Consider the following 20,019-nt stretch of genomic DNA (forward strand, 5'->3'; position numbering starts at 1 on the left):
TTAATTTTTGTTTTTTTTTATGAAGTATCATAAGGGAATTTTTGCCATAATGTCAAGAACATCAGGATGATTAGGGTCCAATTGTAGCGCTTCTTCACCGGCTTCCCTTGCTTCATTATATTTTTTTGCCACAAAATAATACTTGGTTAGGATACCATAGTTTTGTGCAGATGGTTCAATTTCTATGCATTTTTTTATCAATTTAATTGATTTTTTGAAGTTTCCTCTAGTTGCCGGATAACCACTGTATCCGCGCATTCCGTTAGTGTATTCTGAATCTACCAGATATGAGAGTTGTGCAAAAAATTCACCTCGCTTTGGCATTATTTTGGCAACTTGTGTAATCATTCCCATATTGTTGTAAGGATTCGGATTTGTTGGATCTACAATCATAGCTTCGTAAAACTTTTCTGCAGCACCTTCAAAATCTCCTGCTCCAAACAACACATTTCCTTCTTGTTTGATTTGTTCAGATTGTTCAAGATCCGGATTTCTTTTTAGAATCGATAGTTCATCAAAACTGCTGGCTACTTTTGTAATTACCGCATCTTCTTTGGCAGTAAGCAAAAGCACTTCCATGTCTTCCCATTTTTTTTCCTTGGTTGTGCTTAAAAATAATACGCCCTCTATTGGATGAAAAGGTCCATTGTGCGCTTCTTTACCAACAAAAGCAAACGGAATTAAGTGATTTTTATCCCAGAACCAGAAAGATAGTAATCCATCTTTTAAAAATTCATTTTGTCCCTGTATCCAGGAAATGTCTAAGGAAGTGAGATTCACCTTGCAGAGTTCAGAAACGTAGGAGGTTATAGAATATCGAAGTGATTTTTCAATAGCAAAAAAATCAAAAATAAAAACAGGTTGGGTACCTGAAATGTCCTGCCAATGTTTACTTTTGGGAATTTCAATTTGATGAGGTCCAATATGTTCTCTGAATGATTTAGAGAGTTTTTTTAATTTTTTAATGTTTTTCATATCCTTGATTTTATTAATGCAGATTTATGAATGATTAAAGATAAAATTGCCAAACACCATTTTTACGGCCGATGATATCTTTAAATCCTAAGACATATTCATTGTTGTCAGATGTACGGAATAAAAAGCTTCCATCTTTTCGTTTTACCTCAAAGAGTTTTCCATTGGCTATAGGAATTAATTCTATTTCTATGGTGTCTATATCATCATAAACGTCTTTTTCTGTAACCGCCATTTTTAGACCTTCTGTCCATTGTTCCACTATTTTTTCTTTTGTGGTCTCTGGTTTAGAAAGTAATTCATCATTAAGTAAAGGATCTACCGCTTCAATCATTTTTTCAATATTGTTTTGCTGCAGGATTTTATAAAAAGCTTTGGAAAAAGCAATCGCCTCCTCTCTCGCTTTTTCGTTATCTATTGGATCGGTATCCATCCAGGACCATCTAGTTCTACTGGCTGGCAATTCTATTTTTTGATGAACGGGAGTGTCATCATTTTCGATGTTAATTTCAATAAGTGTTTCGCCACTATCTTTTCCTGTGATATCACCTCTTTTATACCTGGCTAAGCGAATTGTTGTGATACCTTTTTTAGATAACGGATATACAGAAAGTGTATTGATACCCGTAATTGCATAGTGATCAGCAGCAGCAACAGAATTTCCGTAGCCTTCATCCGTAATTGATATTTTACTAATTGGGATATCGTTGAGTCGAACTTCTATATTACTCCCTTTTTCACCATATATTTCTACATACAAAAGTTTTTCTTCTTTTTCTTGATTTGTGATCACGTGATTTTGTATAGTTTTGTTACTAAATATCCTGTTATTGCAAAAGCCTGCAGCTAGTAATAGAAATAGAAAAACCCAAATATTTTTGAAGGGAATACTTTTTTTAATATTCATTTTTATCAAAATTAGTTTTACATTGGTTACTTAAATAGTATAAGGAACAGGTTGTATTTTAATTCCTTATTTCAATAAACTCCTCTTTTTCTATTTTTTCTCCGGTTAAACTTAAAGGCATTATATCTTCTGGTATTCTTGCATAATGACCGCTTAAAGTAGAGAGTACTTCTCCTGTTTCTTTATCGATTTCTTCTTTAGAAAATCCTCCACCTAATTCAGGATCTCTTGCGGAAAAATCTACCAAGTAGTGTTTTTCTTTTTCGTAAATAATCGTTGGTGACCATCGTTTTCCTTTGTTAAAAATATCTGTATTTGTCCCATTTGGATTTTTTATAAAGTTTATAACGCCCAGATGTTCTGATGTTGGACGATAAAAGGTAGTATTGCCTCCCTCATTACTTTCGATACTTTTAGAAACATATTTTGATGGAAACTCTACCAAAATACCAGAATAGTAACTAGTGTTTTTAGGTAGATACATTACATTATATCCAAAATCAATCAATACTCTTTTGTGACTTGCTTTTACCGTTATAAAATGAAAGTCATCTTTGTTCATGTTAGATGCTAGATTTTTTCGTGCTTGATCTAGAGCCAATTCAATTATATGATCTCTACCTTTTTCTATTAACTGTGTTACTTCTTCATTTGGTTTCATCGCTTGAGAATTTGTCATTTGAATAGATAGTAATATAAGTAGGAGACTAGTTTTCATCTTTTGCATCCTTTAGATTTATGATTCCTTTGTTTTGAATGATTTCATCCATCATTTCTGAAGAATGTCCATTTTGTTTTGCTTTTGTCACATAGTTCAAAGCTTCTTCCGGATTTTTTAATTTGTAATAAATCTCTGCAATGTTAGCCAAATACATGGGTTCATTAGTGGCAGTAAGTGCGGCATTTTTAAAATAGTGTAACGATTCTTCGTACCGTTTTTCTACATCTAGGGCACAACCGGTAAGGTTATAGAGTCTGGCAAGAGCGGCGGCATCGTGAGAAGCTTTTTTGATGAACTCATCTTTTTGTGCTAAGTATGCAGGAATTCCTTCTTTTAACCATAATAAACGTGCTTGCAGAAAATACACCTGGCCAAGCTGTGGATCAATCTGTATAATCGCATTGCTCTTTTTTTCTGCCAGATCCCAATCTTCATTTTTTAGATCATTCCAAGCAGCTTGTAATAATGCATACTTGCTTTTTTCCTTGATATTGTAGAGATCAATCTCTTCAGAGAATTTCTCTTTATTCTGCTGAATAGCAGTTACTATTTTTTCTGCGAGGCTTGCTAGCTCAGGTCTTTTTTGAATATGTTTATACGTATAATGAATAAAATTGAAAGCCATGAGCCGATCATGATCATAGCACTCATCTTTGGCTATATTATCAGATAATTTTTGGATAAAAACATTTCTGAAATCGACACCATAAATTTCTTCCCCCTTTGCTAATAAAAGATCAAGAGTATTATACCAGGATTTTTTATAAGGTTCTGGAGGGAGATCTATATCCCAAATGGGGTTTTCTTCAGCAGGATCGAATTTGTACAAAATATTTTTTACTTGTATTTTTCTGTACATTCGTAATAAGAAAGTTTCTTCACTTTCATAATCATCATCTTCAAAAAAATTATCGTCATATTGCTCGTTATTTCTTTTGGCAGCATTGACTTTGTCTAATAATTTTTCGGGAAATTTTTCGTGTCCTAATTTGTGAAGCATGTCACAAATGGGTACGATCATTTCTTTAGTACTACGATCTAATTTATCATCTCCAACAGATTCGAATTTGTTTAGAATTTCTAAGAATTGATTTTCAAAGGGTCTAATAGCCTCTATTGGTAATTTAGAGATATTGATGTCACCCTCTGTATATCGATAATAATCCAACACCGTATATTTATCTGTAAAAAATTCTTGAATGTGGTTGTGGATAGATGGATGCGTAAAGAGTTTATATTTATAGGCTATGGTAGCTTTTAGGTTTTCATCTTCAATTTTTTCAATAACATTCAATAAAAAAGTTTTGATTTTGGGGTCTTCAGAAAATTCATCCCATAAGCCATACCAATTATTTGCTAAAATTGAGATGTAACCAGATTTTGGGGTATAGTGATCACGGATCTTAGTTAGGTTTGGTTTTGGAATTCCATATGTAGCCCCGTTTAAAACAATATTTTTGACCATTGTCCTATCAGGATGAGAAGCTAAAACCTTAAAAGCCTCATTTTTTAATTTGTCAATGTCTATAGTTTCTTCTTTTATATTTAAGGTTGGACCATCTATAAAGGAAAGCTTGTTTTTTTGAAAATCAGAGGTTTCAGTAATTACTTTATTACTAAGAATAGCATTGTTTTGAACAGAGGGGTTCTCTTCGATAGGTTGGAGGTTAAGAATTCGGATAAGTTCTTGTGTGATTTCATCGTTAGACGCCATATCCTTTGACATCTTTTTGACAAGATTATCATTTTCGCTTAACAATATATCTTCTACGGTTGATGGGTCTTCAGGAATTACTGTTTCTCTATATGGATTCCATACTTGATCTGCAAAATGTAAATATTGTGATTTATCATTAACGATGACCGCAACGTGTTTGGAAGCAATCGTATCGAAATTAGGGTTTTCAATAAGTTTTTTGATAATCGGCTCAGGATCATATTGCATTTCCATAACTTGGCTATCAAAATTGACATCAAACATAGTTCTGAAATAACCATAAACACTAAAATTGCTATATATAATCGGAAGCTTAGGTTCATCAAAAATATTCACCCTAGTGGCAATGCTTGAACATTGCTGAAAAGAGATAGAAATTACACCATGGCCCTCTTTTTTTCTAAAACTACCTTGCCAATCCTAAAATCAGGATGATTGTGTAGGATGTATTCAAAGCATTCAAAAACCATATTTTCGAGAATAGTCTGAATATCAAATTTTTTCTTTTCGTATTTTGGATTTTTTCCTTTTTCGAGGATACAAATATCATAAGGAGTATATCCTATAACCGTATCTCCATTATACATGGTGGCTAAATTACTGGTCAATCTTTCATAATAAAAGTTGTCTTTATTTATATATTCTAACCAATTGCTTACATTTATTTTACCATCATTATCCTTAACCAACGTTTTAAACAAATGTTCATCACCTGTACTATACAACGAAATTTCAGGTTTTTCTGAAATATAAAACGTAGGAGCAATCTCGTCCCAGGTATGACAAATATATTGGGGAGATTTAGGGTCGGAAATATCAATGACAAAGCCTCCAATCAAATAATTTTCAATAAATTCTACATGTTTATTGCTACAGGTTTGCTCATCTTTAATGGAAGATAAATATGTTGGATTAGTTCTATCATGAATATCTATCAAAACCAAAATTTGTGAACTCGGTATTGTCACTAATACATCATTGTGAACATATAAACTGAAAGCACTATCGATATAAAGTTCTGACGATATCGGATCTTTTGTAGGATCCGAAAGGTCGAAAATCTCTAAATAACCATCATTACAAGCATACAGGAAACCATCTGATGCTGCAATCTTTTTGTACCGCGTGGCTGCTTTCTTGTTTTTAATAATTCCTTTTAATTCAGAAATTTGATTATCCTGAACAGAATATCTATAGATTCCTTTATTATATTGAGCGATATATATGATTTCATCACTATAATAATAAGAATAGGATGCATCGTTATCAAGTTGGATAACCTGATGTTTTATGATCTCATAACTGCTGGTGATCTCACCTAAAAAAAGTTGTTCATCATCATTAACGGCAATAAATTTGTAAGGAGCAATTGGTACTGCCCATTTTAAGTTTACGTCTTTGATTTTATGGGTTGGATAATAACAGTCTTTAAAAAGTACGGTATCTATTTCTTTTTTATCAATTTCAGGAATGGTTAGTGTTGGTTTTTCTAACCAGAGTTCAAAATTTTTCTTTTCTTCTTCTTTAGTTAAATAGTCTTCATAGACATTAAGGATGAACGGATTGTCGGCAGAAATTTTTAAAAATAATCCCATTAAACGATCAGATGGATGGTAGAGCTTTGTGAATAGTAGTCTGGCTTCTTCATTTTCGTTTGTGAGACTGTAAATTTTGATCAATGCTATTCTTGCTCTGTTCGCTTCATCAAAATCTATTTTGCTATCCAGATATGCTGTTATTTCTGTCTTAAGATTGAAAATTTTATCAGGATCACTACTGTAAGATTTTATATCAAATAGCCATTTAATCAATAATGCATCTTTTTTTGCGCTATTATTCTCCAAGTTGGAATAAATGGTATCAAATTCCTCTCTTTGCTCAAGGAAGTATAGAATTTCCAACACATGGGTTTTTTCGTGATCTGAAAGGTTTTTGATAGTCTTCAAAACCTTCAAAGCTTCTTCATACCTGCTCTGATCATACAGTTTAGAAGAAAGAAATTTTTTAAAACTGATATAGCTCTGATGGGTTTCCGGAAGTAACTGAAGTGCTTTTTTATAAGCTTCTTCTCCGTATCCATAAATCGAATGTTTATGATCGTATGTGATTGCCAGGTTGTTGGTAACCATGATATCCAACCATTTTTGAAATTCTTTAGGACGATCAATTGGATCCGGAATCGTATCCGTATCTAAGTTTTTATTAGGGAACTTGCTGAGAAAGGAATTATAGGCTTCATAAAATTCTTTTTCAGAGAAATCTCCTTCCTCTTCTTCAATATGACCACCACTAAGCTCCCAATCTTCAAATTCATCATTCAGTCTAAAAACCGCTCTTTCCCTTCTTTTGGATTGTCGAAATCCATAAGTAAAATTATCTATATCATAAGTGTAGATATGGCTTTCTTCATTCGGGCCTTCATATATGTTACTTTCCGGATAAAATAGATGAAATCCGGATTCGTAAAACTTAAGATAAGGATAGGTCAGTTTATAATTTGGTAAGCTCAACATCACTTTATAGAAGGGCCCTGCACCATTTGGATGATTAAACGCAATAATTCTATTATCATCATCACCACCTTTTTTAAAGACCAGTTTGTTGGCTATAAAACCAACTACGTGTTGAAACGTATTGAGATCATATGAGGTAGCTACTTGACTGACAGCATCGCTAATTTGTTGTAGCAATGTTTCTCGAAGACATACCAGAAAACTTTTGTAGGGTTCTTCCTGGATATGATCAAATGATAGTATCGGTTTTAATTTGTAATATTTATGATCAAATTTTTTAGCTTTTTCAATATACTCATTTGATATTTGTTCTCTATTTTCAAAGGCCCGGTCCGCAATGTCTAACCAAGAATCAATATTTATAAAGCCAATTTCACCTGTATCATTATATTCTGATTCATAATAGTATTTGTCCCATTCATTATTATAAGTGACCTTAAGAAGATCAAAGGTTTTGTTCGGAGAAATAATGATCATACGTAGTTGATCTGTCTGTATTTTTCCTGATGCGATGGCATCATCAACAATAGCTTTGAGTTGTTTTTCTATGGATGCAGTAAGGTCTAGTTTCATAATAGGGAAGCGGTTATTTAAAAGAAGAAATATACTATTTAAAAGAAAATAAATGACCCGATTTTATCAAGTATCTAAATCTAATGTGATGGAATTTCTTGATTACTTTCGGGTCATTTCGATATAGACAACAACCCTAGAAATCTATATCATCCCCTGCTGTCGCTGAAGCAAATTCAGCATTATATTTTTCCATAAGTTCTCCCATTTGTAACGCCAAACGGGTGTCGGTGGCCATTTTTGTAGTCCATTGTGCTCCTATAGAACTCCAGTCGGTTACATTCAGTCCGTATTCGTTAAGTATCGAAACAGCATCTTTTCCTTGGGTAGCACCCATATTCTGGTGACACATTATTTTGATATATAATTCGAAATCCTCTGTAACTTTATCCAATGCACTCCCGCCAGCCGAAGTAGATGCTTCAGATGTTTGATCTCCTCCTGAACTTGCAAATCTACCAATGTTCGAGTTCATAAAGGCATCACCATATACTTTTGAAATTGCAAAGGTGGTATCCTGAGACATTCTGGCGGTCCACTCGGCAGAAACTTCATCCCAAATAGGTTTTTCTGTACCTACCACTTTTAAAACTTCTTCCAGGTCCATTCCACCTGCTATTTTTGCATTAGCTGCAGCCCAGGTTTCCATATCAATTCCTTTGATAGGGTCTAATAACCCTCCTTCTTTAGCGGCTTCAATATGAGTATTCATCTGTGTATCTAATGTTGCTTTTTGCTCCTTCAGAAAATCATCGGCCGCATCGTAAGCCTTTCCTTCTACTTTCTCAATCTCTATTAAAGCAGATGCTACATGATCTTCTAAAGAGAAATGCTCATTACTTTTAAAGCCATATTGTTGAGCTGTTTCCTCAAAATTTTCACTACTCCTAATTTCGTCTACTATGCTCCTTGCTTTATCAGTGGTAATTTTTAAGGCTTCCGGATATCCGAGAGTTTGTAGGCAAGCATTTAGTTTTCTTTCTTGTCCGTTTGCAAACTGGTTTAAGTCTACCCAACCTCCGGTAGTTCCATCATTATTTTTGCTATAACACAACCAGGGTTCTATATGACCTATGAGATCCGGATTGATATCAGGCCAACTAAAATCTGCCGCTTCCTTTATGGTATAATCATAATTACTCACAGCAGATGTCTGTTTGTTTTTTATTCCTAGTGCAATTGCTTTTTGACCTTGTTCTGTTTTGTCATGATCTGTGAATTTATGCGTGTTGCCCATTTTATAAGATTTTTGTGATTCGTTATTTGTTAAAATTGAGATAGTATTTCTTGTTTTTTCTGTTTGTATTCTTGTTCGTCGATAAATCCTGCATCAAACATTTTCTTTAGTTTTTCCAGTTTTTGCATAGGATCGTCCGGATTTACAGATGCGGGTGGAGGTGTATTTTGTTGATGGTTGGGAGGTTGTTGTTGATAATTATTCTGACCATTCATCATAGTACCCATCATTTGTCCCATCCCCAGGCCGGCGCCCATTTGCATTCCTAGATTTCCACCACCTTCATTTTTTGCCATGTTTTTAAGTGCTTCAAGCTGTTGATAGTCCTGGTAACTTACCCCAAGTTCTCTCATTGCCTGCGCTTCAGCACTCATGTCTGCGATTCGGCCTATTCTTGTTTTGGTTTCTTCATCAAAATTGGTTCCTTCAATCCTAAAATCTAGCAGTTCGAAGCCTAATTCATCAAAGATGGTTTCACAAGAGGTTTTAGAAAATGCCGCAATTTCATTACGATGCTTGTCAATATCAATGTAACTAAAGGATGCTTTGGCAAGGAAATCACTTATTGGCTGTGTAATTCTGGATAAAATTACTTTTTGTATCGCTCTTACCGGATAATAATCTTCGGCGGCAATTACGTTCGTAAAAAATTCAACAGCTTTAGTGACCCGAAAAGAAAAATTACCAAAGGCACCTAAACCAACGGGAAAATTATAAACAGGATCTTTATAGGTGATCGGAGAAGGAGTTCCCCAACGAATATTTTGCATTTCGGCTTTTCGATAGAAAAAGATACCTACCTTGTGGGCCGACTCAAACTTGTACATGAAATTTTTGATGGTTGTCCAGAAAGGAATATTACCTGTTTTAAGGTCGTACATACCTTCTTCTTCAAAAACGCCTTCTACTTTACCTTCATATACAAAAAGACATCCTTGTCCGGGTCCAACAATAAGTTTAGAGGCATTTTTAATCTCATCACCACTTTCTGTCCATTTTTCAAAAAGGATATCAGATGTTAGGTTTTGCCACTCGATTACAGAGCGAAGTTGATTACTAAATGAATTTGACATATTTTTTCTTTTTGAATTATGAATAATTGATGACCAATGACATTTTGGCTTCAAGATCCTTCTCATATCGATCCTGATAATCCGGAATAATTTCGATTCGCTTTTTTAAATAGGTTTCAATGTATTTTCTATACTGGGCTACTAATTCTTCTTTTCCAAAAGCATCTCGATCCTGCAGGTAGTTCTGAAATTTAAGTTCCTCATAGCGTAAGTAATGTTCCAGAGCGGCTTCTTCTCCTAAAGCATTGATGGCAAAATGTTCTATGTTTCGAGCTTTCGTTCCAGGTTCGAATGTGTTGACGGTTTGGCAATAATCGCAGGTGCTGTAATATGACCTAAAGAAGTTATCTTTTACAGGAAGTTTTGCCTGACATTGTGTACAGCAAAAGTCCTTTGCCAGAGTATTTTTCACATCGGAAAGAAGTTTTTTTGAAGCTTTTGCAAAAATTCTGACTTCGTAGGATTTTAATTCCTGATCCAGCTTATGCTGAAGCTGAAATCCCTTATTTCGTTCTTGAACTAACCGTATTCCATCGTCATCTACACCTGCTTCCAGAAAAGTGTCTTCGACTTTATCAAACCAGGTAGAATCAATTTTAGATATCAATTCAGATGCCTGCAGATAGATCCCTTGCCACGCATTATGAAACGTAGTGGTTTCAAAATCTGTAGCCTCAAAAAGTAATGGTAATGCTGCTTCAGTTTTATTGAGGACTTCATAAAATCGATCCTTTATTTTCGTAAGAAAAGCATCCCATTGGGCTTGTGTTTCGGTAAAAGACATTTTTTGAGTTAGTTAGGTTTTTAGTAAAATTGATTTCCGCAAAAATCACAGTATTTAAGATCCGTATCGCTTGGTCGGGCGGCACCGCAACTTTTACATCTTTTAGTTTCAAGTCCCGCAGTGGTCTCTTCATATTTTTTAGTGGAAGAAAGGGCATTGCCTAATATATCATCAAGAATACTTTTCTTCTCTTCATCTTTGTTTTTTGAATTATTATTTTTCATCCTGTAGTGGGAAATTTGGTACTAGAAGATTATTGAAGAAATGGATATTCTCATACTCTTAATTATATGAGAATATCCAATGGTTTTTCAGCGGATTATAGATTTAATTTCTTCTTTAATTCTTCGATATCTTTAGAGATTATAATTCCGGGAATTTTTACAGGAAATCCTATCTGGCCAAGGAATGTTCCTTTTTCATCATCAGATTTAAAAGCTTTAAAGTTTACACGGTATAATCCTCTGCTTATTGCAGATAATGGTTCGTCTTTTCTGGTAATATATCGCTCTGAAGTATATCCCGTGTTTCCGGTATAATCAATGTCGATCAACATATCTTTTGCATTTTGATTGGAGTCCACCACTTTCCAGGTGGCGTTATTAACTCCTTCTTCACTGATGTCGGATGCATTGAGGATATTTGATTTCTCTAGGACAATAGAAACATCCAAAGTATCAGAAGATTTGATATTCTGCTCATAAGCTTTTGATATAACAGCATTTTTTGCTTTGGTTTTTCCTACTGGTGATACCATTCTTAGCCCCATTTCATTAGCAGCTACGGGAATCCATACGTAGACCTGAACTTTCTTTTCCTCATCGATTACATTTTCCTGATTGCTTCCATCCATATAGTCTAAAAAGTTATGGATATTGGTATATGGAACATTAATTTCTTTGGAGCCAATCTTTTTAATAATTGTACTTTTAAATGAGTTTAGTTTTTGTGGCTTTGTAGATTTACTAACTTGATTCTTTAATGAATTTCCAATTTTCCCGAGCCTTTGAGCTTCAAGGGTTAGTGTACTTCCTAGAGCAAATAAGGCGGTTAGAATTAAGAGTTTTGTTTTCATAGTGTAATTATTTGTGTGGTTTAAATTTTATTTGGTTAAAAATGGTAAAATGGATAGAAGTGCAATTAATACAAATAGTAGGATGATACCGCTAAAGTGATACCAAGGAATTTTAATTTTATGGTTTTCAAAGGTTTCAAAACTATGGATGAGTTCTTCACTTTTAAATTCTTGTTTTTCAAACACCCCTTTACAGTGACTACAAATCGAATACACTTTTTTCCATAATGGGAAAAATGGAATCCAGAACACATGAAAATATTTTCGATATCCCTGAATCCACATTTGATTTTCAGTTTTGCAAAAAGGACAGCAACCTCCATCAAGTTTTGCCGGATGAATGGTCGAAGAACTTGTTCCGAAAATAATCATGAGATATCAGTTTTAATTAGCGGATGTTTATTTGGCTGAAAACTTTACTTTAGTTAGTTATAGGAGAGAGCATTGAAACTTTTAGGAAGGCTTTTGCTCTCTCCATTCTTCAACTAACTAACATTTTATGTAAAGAATAAGAAAGAAGCTACGATCATCCATCCTCCAACGAAAAGTCCCAATACACCCAGTTTTCCTTGTTTTGGAGCTAATTTGGCTCTTAATTCGTTTGCCTTTTCTTTGGCTGCTTCATTTTTGGACAGAAAGAATTTATTAATTAGTCCAAAGCCTAACATAAATCCTAGCGTTGCGGAAACAATATTTCCTGCCAATAGTGTTATCCACCAAATTGGATAAGTAGTTAGCCATCCTAGATTTAAGATTGCTGAAATGATTCCCCAAATACCCCAAAAACAAAATATGAAACCAATCCAACCTTGATATGGTTCAATTTTTTCTAAAAGTTCTTTTGCGTTAGGTTTTTTTGAAAGCAATAATGATGGTACTGCTAAAATGCTTAATAAAATCAATGAAATTCCCCAGATCATGTCTATATATTTTTATGGGTTAGTAATTAGTTATTATTCTAAGTTTTGATGTAAAGTTTATCAAAAACTACAGTACAAAGATGAGTTATATCTAAGCCGGAGAGAACACCCTTTTAAGTGAAAATGAGCACCCTGAAAACAGTGAGAGAAATGTTTTTCTAAAGTTATCCGACATAAAAAATAATAGTTAAGTCAGACAAGTTCATTATTGCAAATAGTACTTTATTAGAAAAAAACACCCTGAATACAGGGGGGGTGCCTTTTTGCTAAAACTACGGTTTATGGTGGTTATATTAAATCTGCAGGAGGTTAATTTTGTTCCTGCAAATTAAATTATAACTAACTATATGATAAGGAAAAACATATTTAAGTTTGTTTATTTTATAAAGATCTTCAAATTGACTTATGTACTGATGCTATGTACAGTATGTTCATCTTTTGGTCAACAAGGATGTCCGGAATTACCTTTGTCTATTTTAGATGGCGCAAATAGTTTAATAGTGAACGGGATTAATGCTCAGGATGATTTAGGATTTTCTGTAAAAGATGCTGGCGATGTAAATGGAGATGGAATAGCAGATGTCATTATAGGAGCTCCCGCAGTAGACAACATTTTAGAAGATGTTGGTGAAGCTTATGTGGTTTTTGGGGCATCTGGATTAAATATTGAATCTTTTGATCCATCTACATTAGATGGGATTAATGGATTTATAATTCGAGGAACTAGCGCAAATAGTCAATTAGGGAAATCGGTTGATGGGGCAGGGGATTTAAATGGAGATGGAATTGATGATGTTATGATAGGTGTACCTATTTCATCGGGTATTGGTAAAGTAATTGTCATTTTCGGATCAAATTCAGGATTTTCCTCTGTATACGAAGAAGCAGATATAGACGAGAGCAATGGGATAATTATTTCATCCGATATAGAAAGAGACCAATTCGGTGATGCTTTAAGTCGTATTGGAGATATTAATAACGATGGGGTAGATGATATTATTATTGCTGCTCCATCAGATGATGTCATTTTTTCCAATTCAGGTCGTTCTTATGTTATTTTTGGCAATTCATCAATTAGTAGCCTAGACGTTTCAGTTTTGGATGGAAATAATGGTTTTTTTATTAATGGGTTTGCTCAGTCTTCTGGTTTTGGAACAAAGGTAAGTAATGCAGGAGATGTGAATAATGATGGTATAGATGATCTTATATTAGGATTTCCAAATTATGATGAAGGAGTAATAACTAATGTAGGTAGAATATGCGTAGTATATGGAAATGATTCAGGATTTTCTTCATCCGTTGATTTGAATATGTTGAATGGAGGTAATGGTTTTTCTATTGTTGGGGTAGAAGAAGGCGCAACTTTTGGTTTTTCGGTTGGTACCGCAGAAGATTTCAATAACGATGGCATCACGGATCTTATTATAGGCTCTCCAAGGAAAGATTATAATAATGGGATAAGGAATATAAGAGATCTGGGAGAAGCCTATGTAATTTATGGTAGAAGTTCTTTTCCTTCATTGCTTACAGTTTCGGATTTAAATGGTACTAACAGTGTTACTATAAGAGGAGATGATGGATTTGAACTTTTTTCAAATGTAACATCTAATAACCTCGGATATGCTGTAGATGGTCTAAGTGATGTCAACGATGATGGAATTACAGATATCATAGTTTCTGCGACACGTGGAGGAGCGGCTAACCGTGGAGGAGTTTATATTGTTTTCGGTTCTTCAGCACACCCGGATATTATAAATGCAGATGATATCTTTGGTACGGTTGGCTACCAGATTTTTGAAGATGAAAGGTTTGCTAGACAGCGTTTTGGACATGCAGTAAGTGATTTAGGGGACTTTAATAATGATGGAATTTCGGATTTTACAGTAGGAGCTATTCGAAGTTCATCTTTCATATCAGAAAATGGTAAAGCATACATTTTTTACGGTGGGACTTTTGACCTAGGTGATACAGAAAGTCCATCTATAAGCTGTCCATCAAATCAACAGCTTTATGTTAATTCATCTTTGCCTAATTATATTTCTTTCCTTGGTACTGCTAATGATAATTGCACATACGAAGGAGAACTTACTTTTATGCAAATTCCTCCTCAGGGAACTATAATTACCAGTGATACCGATGTAACTATTTCTGTAACTGACAAATCTGGGAATACTAATTCCTGTAGTTTTTTGGTTTCTATTAAAACAACATCCTCAACTATTGATTGTAGTACGCGTTCTTTTAATGTAAGTGATCTTAATGGAGAAAACGGTATAGTAATGTATGGAGAGTTTGCTATGGGGCGCGCAGGCGGAGGAGAAGATCTTGATGTAGATAATGCAGGAGATATAAATGGGGATGGTATTCAAGATTTTATTATAGGAACGACAGGTATAGATTCCTCTTTCGATGGTCCCTACGATAATCAAAGAATAACAAGAGAGGGTTCAGCATATATTGTTTTTGGAACAAATATGGGCTTTCCTCCTAACATTAATTTAGGTCTTTTAGATGGTTCAAATGGATTTATAATTAGAAATGACACACCATTTACAAGTCAACCAAGAACAGGAGCTTCTGTAAGTGGTGCCGGAGATTTAAATGGTGATGGTGTGGATGATATTATGGTTAGTGATCCTGCGAGGAAAACTACTTTAGGGTCTGAGTTGGGGTATACTTATGTTATTTTTGGTCAAAGATCTGGTTTTTCAAGAGAATTTTTTATATCCACTTTAGATGGTAGTAATGGTTTTACAATTATTGGGATTAATAACTTTGAAAATGCAGGTAGAGTAATTGATAATTTGGGTGATATAAATGGCGATGGTAGGGATGATATTGCAATTATCACATCAGGCTCAGGAAGTGTAACTGGTGACTGTTATATAATATATGGTATTGATTCTGCCGAAACATTTCCGGCAATTCTTAGGGTTAATGAGCTTAATGGGAGTAATGGGTTTACTATACGAGGTTTTAAGGAAGCCACAGGTAGTGGAGGTACTGCAATGGCTGGAATAGGAGATGTAAATGGTGATGCGATTGATGATATAGCTATTTCAGGAAATTTAGGAGCCAGGAGATATGTTATATATGGGGGGAATAACATTCCAGCATTGGTAGAAGTGTCAACACTAGATGGAACTAACGGATTTGCAGTAGAATTTCCAGGTAGAAATTTGTCCGCGCAAGTTTCACGTGCCGGGAATATTAATAATGATGGATTTCAGGATCTAGTGGTTGGAAATGAATTTATAGTTTTTGGAGGAAATACAATACCAGCAGTTGTTGATCTAAGTGCATTAGATGGCGTCAATGGTTTTGTTATTGATGATAATTCAATTAGAGATTGTAAATATGCCGGGGACTTTAATAATGATGGAATAGACGATTTGGTCATTGAATTGTTTAGTTCGGTCTCTATATTATATGGAAAAAATAATTGGGATTCTTCTGTATCCCTTTTATCCTCATCAGTAGCGACGACCTCTATTAGATTGGATTTGGGAGAGGGAAGAAGCATTAAAGTAAGCCATGCCGGAGATGTTAATAATGACAATATAGATGATATCATTATTGGAAAATATGAAACTTCATTTGGGTATGATGTAGATGCTCCTGCTCCTACTATATTTACGATTTTTGGGCAGGACAATCCGGATATTGAACCCCCGCAAATCACTTCTTGTCCTGGTAATCAGGATATAACATCTGGCTCTAGTTTACTTAATTATACAGGTTCTGTTACTGCTACAGATGATTGTGACAGTAACCTTGAGATAGCCCAGAACCCTGAAATTGGAACTATTATAACAGCAAATACAACTGTTACAATTACAGTTACAGATAATTCTGGTAAGGAAAGTCAATGTACTTTTGAAGTTTCTGTGGATGGAGCGGACACCGAAGATCCAACTGCAAGCGATCCAGATCCTATTAACGTACAATGCTCATCCGAGGTACCTGATCCCGATATCGAAGTGGTTACAGACGAAGCAGATAATAGTGGGGAACCGCCGGTAGTAGCGTTTATAAGTGATGTTAGTGATGGCAATAGCAATCCGGAAATTATTACAAGAACGTACAGCGTTACAGATGCAGCAGGTAATAGTATCAATGTAACTCAAACTATTACTATAAACGATACCACAGCACCGACAGCCAGTAATCCACCATCAATTGCTGTTGAGTGTTCGTCTGATATACCGGCTCCTGATATTTCTGTGGTTACGGATGCGTCTGATAATTGTGGAACTCCAACAGTAGCTTTTGTAAGTGATGATACTTTCGTAGCCGGGCAAGTAACCAGAACGTACAGCGTTACAGATGCAGCAGGTAATAGTATCAATGTAACTCAAACTATTACTATAGAAGATACTACTGCACCTACAGCCAGTAATCCACCATCAATTGCTGTTGAGTGTTCGTCTGATATTCCGGCTCCTGATATTTCTGTGGTTACGGATGCGTCTGATAATTGTGGAACTCCAACAGTAGCTTTTGTAAGTGATGATACTTCCGTAGCCGGGCAAGTAACCAGAACGTATAGCGTTACAGATGCAGCAGGTAATAGTATCAATGTAACTCAAACTATTACTATAGAAGATACTACTGCACCTACAGCCAGTAATCCACCATCAATTGCTGTTGAGTGTTCGTCTGATATACCGGCTCCTGATATTTCTGTGGTTACGGATGCGTCTGATAATTGTGGAACTCCAACAGTAGCTTTTGTAAGTGATGATACTTCCGTAGCCGGGCAAGTAACCAGAACGTATAGCGTTACAGATGCAGCAGGTAATAGTATCAATGTAACTCAAACTATTACTATAAACGATACCACAGCACCGACAGCCAGTAATCCACCATCAATTGCTGTTGAGTGTTCGTCTGATATACCGGCTCCTGATATTTCTGTGGTTACGGATGCGTCTGATAATTGTGGAACTCCAACAGTAGCTTTTGTAAGTGATGATACTTCCGTAGCCGGGCAAGTAACCAGAACGTACAGCGTTACAGATGCAGCAGGTAATAGTATCAATGTAACTCAAACTATTACTATAGAAGATACTACTGCACCTACAGCCAGTAATCCACCTTCGATTACTGTAGAATGTGTGTCTGATATTCCGGCTCCTGATATTTCTGTGGTTACGGATGCGTCTGATAATTGTGGAACTCCAACAGTAGCTTTTGTAAGTGACGATACTTCCGTAGCCGGTCAAGTAATCAGAACGTACAGCGTTACAGGTGCAGCAGGTAATAGTATCAATGTAACTCAAACTATTACTATAGAAGATACCACAGCACCGACAGCCAGTAATCCACCATCGATTATTGTAGAATGTGAGTCTGATATTCCGGCTCCTGATATTTCTGTGGTTACGGATGCGTCTGATAATTGTGGAACTCCAACAGTAGCTTTTGTAAGTGACGATACTTCCGTAGCCGGGCAAGTAATCAGAACGTATAGCATTACAGATGCAGCAGGTAATAGTATTAATGTTGTTCAGATTATAATCATAACTGATACAATTGCACCAATAATCAATTGCCCACAAGATCAAATATTAGCAGTAGGATCTGTAATACCGGATTATTCCAATTTGGTTTCGGTAATTGACAATTGTGATACAAATCCAGTCGTTGAACAAATACCCGTAGCCGGAACTGGCTTTGTGGATGGAATGACCATACAGTTTATCGTTACAGACACTAGTGGGAACTCTAATAGTTGTTCAATGATAGTTTCTGCTTCTCCCGATACAGAGGCACCCGTTATCATATGTTTATCTCATCAGGTTCTTTCCTGCCGTACCACTGAAATTCCGGATTATTCGACTTTGGTAACAGTAACAGATAATATAGATCCTGATCCTGAAATCGTACAAGTACCAGCACCCGGAACTGAGTTTTTAGAAGGGGTTGAAATTACCATAACAGCCACGGATGCCAGCGGTAATGGTTCCCAATGTAGTTTTAGGCTAAATATTGATTCAGTTACCATAAATGCTGGTGATGATGAAGAAATAACTGAGGGAGAAGAAGTGCAATTAAACGCAGAAACTCCAGATTCGGGAACAGTTTTATGGTCTCCTCAGGCGGGTCTTACCGACGCCACGATTTTTGATCCAATCGCAAGTCCGACAGAGACCACTTCGTACACTATTACATTTATAAGCGATGATGGATGTATTGCCGAGGATACACTTACTGTATTTGTAGAACAATTACCTGAAGATGAAACCAGATATGGTTTTTCTCCGGACGGAGATGGGATCAATGAGTTTTGGGAAATTGATGGTATTGAAAACTATCCGAACAATAAAGTATCTATTTATAATCGTTGGGGGGACCTGGTTTTTGAGATCAATGGTTATAATAATACTTCGAGGGTGTTTAGCGGAACCGCTAACAGAAAGAGAAGCCTTGGAGCGGATAATTTACCTGAAGGAACTTATTTCTTTAATATCAGAACAGAGGGTGCCAACCATCTAAAAAAATCAACAGGGTTCCTTGTTTTAAAACGCTAATTCATGAAAAAAATCTATATATCATTGATAGTGGTTTTACTATCAAACGGACTTTTATTAGGCAAAATTTATGGTCAGCAAACTCCGGTTTTTGCAAATTACGATTACAATGCAGTGGTCATTAACCCTGCACATGCAGGTTTTTATCCTAATACCGATGTAACCCTTACCAATAGGGGATATTTAAATCAAATTGAAGGAAGTCCACAAAATATAGGATTAACCTTCAATACTTCTCTAAATTCTCGAAATGTTGGCTTAGGTGCTGGATTTTCTAGTGATAAGATAGGAGTTACCACAGCTACTAGTTTATTTGCATCCTATGCATATAAGATTATTTTTGATCATAATTATAACCGTGCCCGCTGGTGGTCTTATAACCCAAATGTATTGTCTTTCGGAATTACGGGGGGAGTGATGCTTTATAACGAAAACTTACTAGAGTTAGGAATACAAAACGATCCTAATTTTGAGAATAATATCAATACCACTATTCCTACCGTAGGAATTGGGATTTTATATAATAGAGAGCATATTTATATAGGTTTTTCTGCTGCAAATATTTTGGGGAACTCTTTGGCTTCCGATGATAATGTAGAACTCGAAAATCCGTACTATGGATATATGGGTTACAGGTTTTTTACATCTCGTTTTCAAGAGGTAATGATAAAGCCTAATGTGCTTGTAAAATACGTTTCCGGGGCACCGATACAGGCAGATCTTAATTTGACTGTAAATTATAAAAACAAAATGGAGGCTGGGGTAGGATACAGAACTAGTACTTCTATCAATTTCTTAGCAGGTTTTTATTTGTTTAATCATTGGCGATTACTCTATAATTATAATCAAACATTAAGAAACACTCCTATAAATAATACTCACGGGATCATATTAAGTTATCGTTTCGGTAATGGTTTCAGCAACGAATGATAATACGACATTTTATCTAAGCCTTATAGCAGAAATTTAAGATAGAAGTCTCAGGTAGAAG

14 protein-coding genes are annotated in these 20,019 nt (G+C 35.3%); 2 read left to right on the forward strand and 12 right to left on the reverse strand.

The genetic code is table 11. From position 1 onward, the window contains the following. Positions 1 to 27: 27 nt before the first annotated feature. The 12 genes from ACE94K_RS09575 to ACE94K_RS09630 all read right to left on the reverse strand — a co-directional run bounded on the left by ACE94K_RS09575 (position 28) and on the right by ACE94K_RS09630 (position 12,495). The gene (locus ACE94K_RS09575; RefSeq protein WP_378183404.1) at positions 28 to 975 is read right to left on the reverse strand and encodes a tetratricopeptide repeat protein; all 948 of its coding nucleotides are present in this window, start codon (positions 973 to 975) and stop codon (positions 28 to 30) included. 34 nt (positions 976 to 1,009) lie between these two features. Beyond that, a complete protein-coding gene (locus ACE94K_RS09580) occupies positions 1,010 to 1,882 on the reverse strand; it encodes a hypothetical protein (protein WP_378183407.1) in 873 nt (290 codons plus the stop codon). Positions 1,883 to 1,940: 58 nt separating this feature from the next. Further along, entirely contained in the window at positions 1,941 to 2,600 is a 660-nt protein-coding gene (locus ACE94K_RS09585) for a hypothetical protein (protein ID WP_378183410.1), read from the reverse strand. Beyond that, the gene (locus ACE94K_RS09590) at positions 2,590 to 4,656 is read right to left on the reverse strand and encodes a tetratricopeptide repeat protein (protein WP_378183413.1); all 2,067 of its coding nucleotides are present in this window, start codon (positions 4,654 to 4,656) and stop codon (positions 2,590 to 2,592) included. Before ACE94K_RS09590 ends, ACE94K_RS09585 begins: the two co-directional genes overlap by 11 nt. Before the next feature lie 41 nt (positions 4,657 to 4,697). Beyond that, positions 4,698 to 7,406, reverse strand: a complete 2,709-nt coding sequence (locus tag ACE94K_RS09595) for a hypothetical protein (protein WP_378183416.1) — start codon at positions 7,404 to 7,406, stop codon at positions 4,698 to 4,700. Between the two features lie 136 nt (positions 7,407 to 7,542). Beyond that, on the reverse strand, positions 7,543 to 8,643 hold the full coding sequence (locus tag ACE94K_RS09600) for a DUF6620 family protein (protein WP_378183420.1): 1,101 nt from the start codon (positions 8,641 to 8,643) through the stop codon (positions 7,543 to 7,545). A gap of 29 nt (positions 8,644 to 8,672) precedes the next feature. Next, on the reverse strand, positions 8,673 to 9,716 hold the full coding sequence (locus ACE94K_RS09605) for an SPFH domain-containing protein (RefSeq protein WP_378183423.1): 1,044 nt from the start codon (positions 9,714 to 9,716) through the stop codon (positions 8,673 to 8,675). Between the two features lie 16 nt (positions 9,717 to 9,732). Then, on the reverse strand, positions 9,733 to 10,500 hold the full coding sequence (locus ACE94K_RS09610; protein ID WP_378183426.1) for a hypothetical protein: 768 nt from the start codon (positions 10,498 to 10,500) through the stop codon (positions 9,733 to 9,735). A gap of 20 nt (positions 10,501 to 10,520) precedes the next feature. Further along, entirely contained in the window at positions 10,521 to 10,724 is a 204-nt protein-coding gene (locus ACE94K_RS09615; RefSeq protein WP_378183429.1) for a hypothetical protein, read from the reverse strand. A 95-nt stretch (positions 10,725 to 10,819) separates the two neighbouring features. Further along, complete coding sequence (locus tag ACE94K_RS09620; RefSeq protein ID WP_378183432.1) at positions 10,820 to 11,575, reverse strand: LipL32 family surface lipoprotein; 756 nt, start codon at positions 11,573 to 11,575, stop codon at positions 10,820 to 10,822. A 27-nt stretch (positions 11,576 to 11,602) separates the two neighbouring features. Continuing rightward, the gene (locus ACE94K_RS09625) at positions 11,603 to 11,947 is read right to left on the reverse strand and encodes a zinc-ribbon domain-containing protein (protein WP_378183435.1); all 345 of its coding nucleotides are present in this window, start codon (positions 11,945 to 11,947) and stop codon (positions 11,603 to 11,605) included. Positions 11,948 to 12,072: 125 nt separating this feature from the next. Beyond that, positions 12,073 to 12,495, reverse strand: a complete 423-nt coding sequence (locus tag ACE94K_RS09630; protein ID WP_378183438.1) for a hypothetical protein — start codon at positions 12,493 to 12,495, stop codon at positions 12,073 to 12,075. A 398-nt stretch (positions 12,496 to 12,893) separates the two neighbouring features. Here ACE94K_RS09630 and ACE94K_RS09635 point away from each other — a divergent pair, with 398 nt between their 5' ends. Then, positions 12,894 to 19,028 carry a gliding motility-associated C-terminal domain-containing protein gene (locus ACE94K_RS09635; RefSeq protein ID WP_378183441.1) on the forward strand — a complete coding sequence of 2,045 codons (6,135 nt, stop codon included), beginning with the start codon at positions 12,894 to 12,896 and terminating at the stop codon, positions 19,026 to 19,028. A 3-nt stretch (positions 19,029 to 19,031) separates the two neighbouring features. After that, the gene (locus ACE94K_RS09640; RefSeq protein WP_378183444.1) at positions 19,032 to 19,958 is read left to right on the forward strand and encodes a PorP/SprF family type IX secretion system membrane protein; all 927 of its coding nucleotides are present in this window, start codon (positions 19,032 to 19,034) and stop codon (positions 19,956 to 19,958) included. Positions 19,959 to 20,019 lie beyond the last annotated feature (61 nt).

Source organism: Aquimarina besae (assembly GCF_042434905.1).
Lineage (GTDB): Bacteria > Bacteroidota > Bacteroidia > Flavobacteriales > Flavobacteriaceae > Aquimarina.

What these genes read in the sequence shown, in the direction of transcription:
- ACE94K_RS09625 (WP_378183435.1), bottom strand. Translation starts at nt 11,947, where the DNA reads ATGATTATTTTCGGAACAAGTTCTTCGACCATTCATCCGGCAAAACTT.
- ACE94K_RS09580 (WP_378183407.1), bottom strand. Translation starts at nt 1,882, where the DNA reads ATGAATATTAAAAAAAGTATTCCCTTCAAAAATATTTGGGTTTTTCTA.
- ACE94K_RS09605 (WP_378183423.1), bottom strand. Translation starts at nt 9,716, where the DNA reads ATGTCAAATTCATTTAGTAATCAACTTCGCTCTGTAATCGAGTGGCAA.
- ACE94K_RS09610 (WP_378183426.1), bottom strand. Translation starts at nt 10,500, where the DNA reads ATGTCTTTTACCGAAACACAAGCCCAATGGGATGCTTTTCTTACGAAA.
- ACE94K_RS09630 (WP_378183438.1), bottom strand. Translation starts at nt 12,495, where the DNA reads ATGATCTGGGGAATTTCATTGATTTTATTAAGCATTTTAGCAGTACCA.
- ACE94K_RS09585 (WP_378183410.1), bottom strand. Translation starts at nt 2,600, where the DNA reads ATGAAAACTAGTCTCCTACTTATATTACTATCTATTCAAATGACAAAT.
- ACE94K_RS09615 (WP_378183429.1), bottom strand. Translation starts at nt 10,724, where the DNA reads ATGAAAAATAATAATTCAAAAAACAAAGATGAAGAGAAGAAAAGTATT.
- ACE94K_RS09595 (WP_378183416.1), bottom strand. Translation starts at nt 7,406, where the DNA reads ATGAAACTAGACCTTACTGCATCCATAGAAAAACAACTCAAAGCTATT.
- ACE94K_RS09620 (WP_378183432.1), bottom strand. Translation starts at nt 11,575, where the DNA reads ATGAAAACAAAACTCTTAATTCTAACCGCCTTATTTGCTCTAGGAAGT.
- ACE94K_RS09575 (WP_378183404.1), bottom strand. Translation starts at nt 975, where the DNA reads ATGAAAAACATTAAAAAATTAAAAAAACTCTCTAAATCATTCAGAGAA.
- ACE94K_RS09600 (WP_378183420.1), bottom strand. Translation starts at nt 8,643, where the DNA reads ATGGGCAACACGCATAAATTCACAGATCATGACAAAACAGAACAAGGT.
- ACE94K_RS09640 (WP_378183444.1), top strand. Translation starts at nt 19,032, where the DNA reads ATGAAAAAAATCTATATATCATTGATAGTGGTTTTACTATCAAACGGA.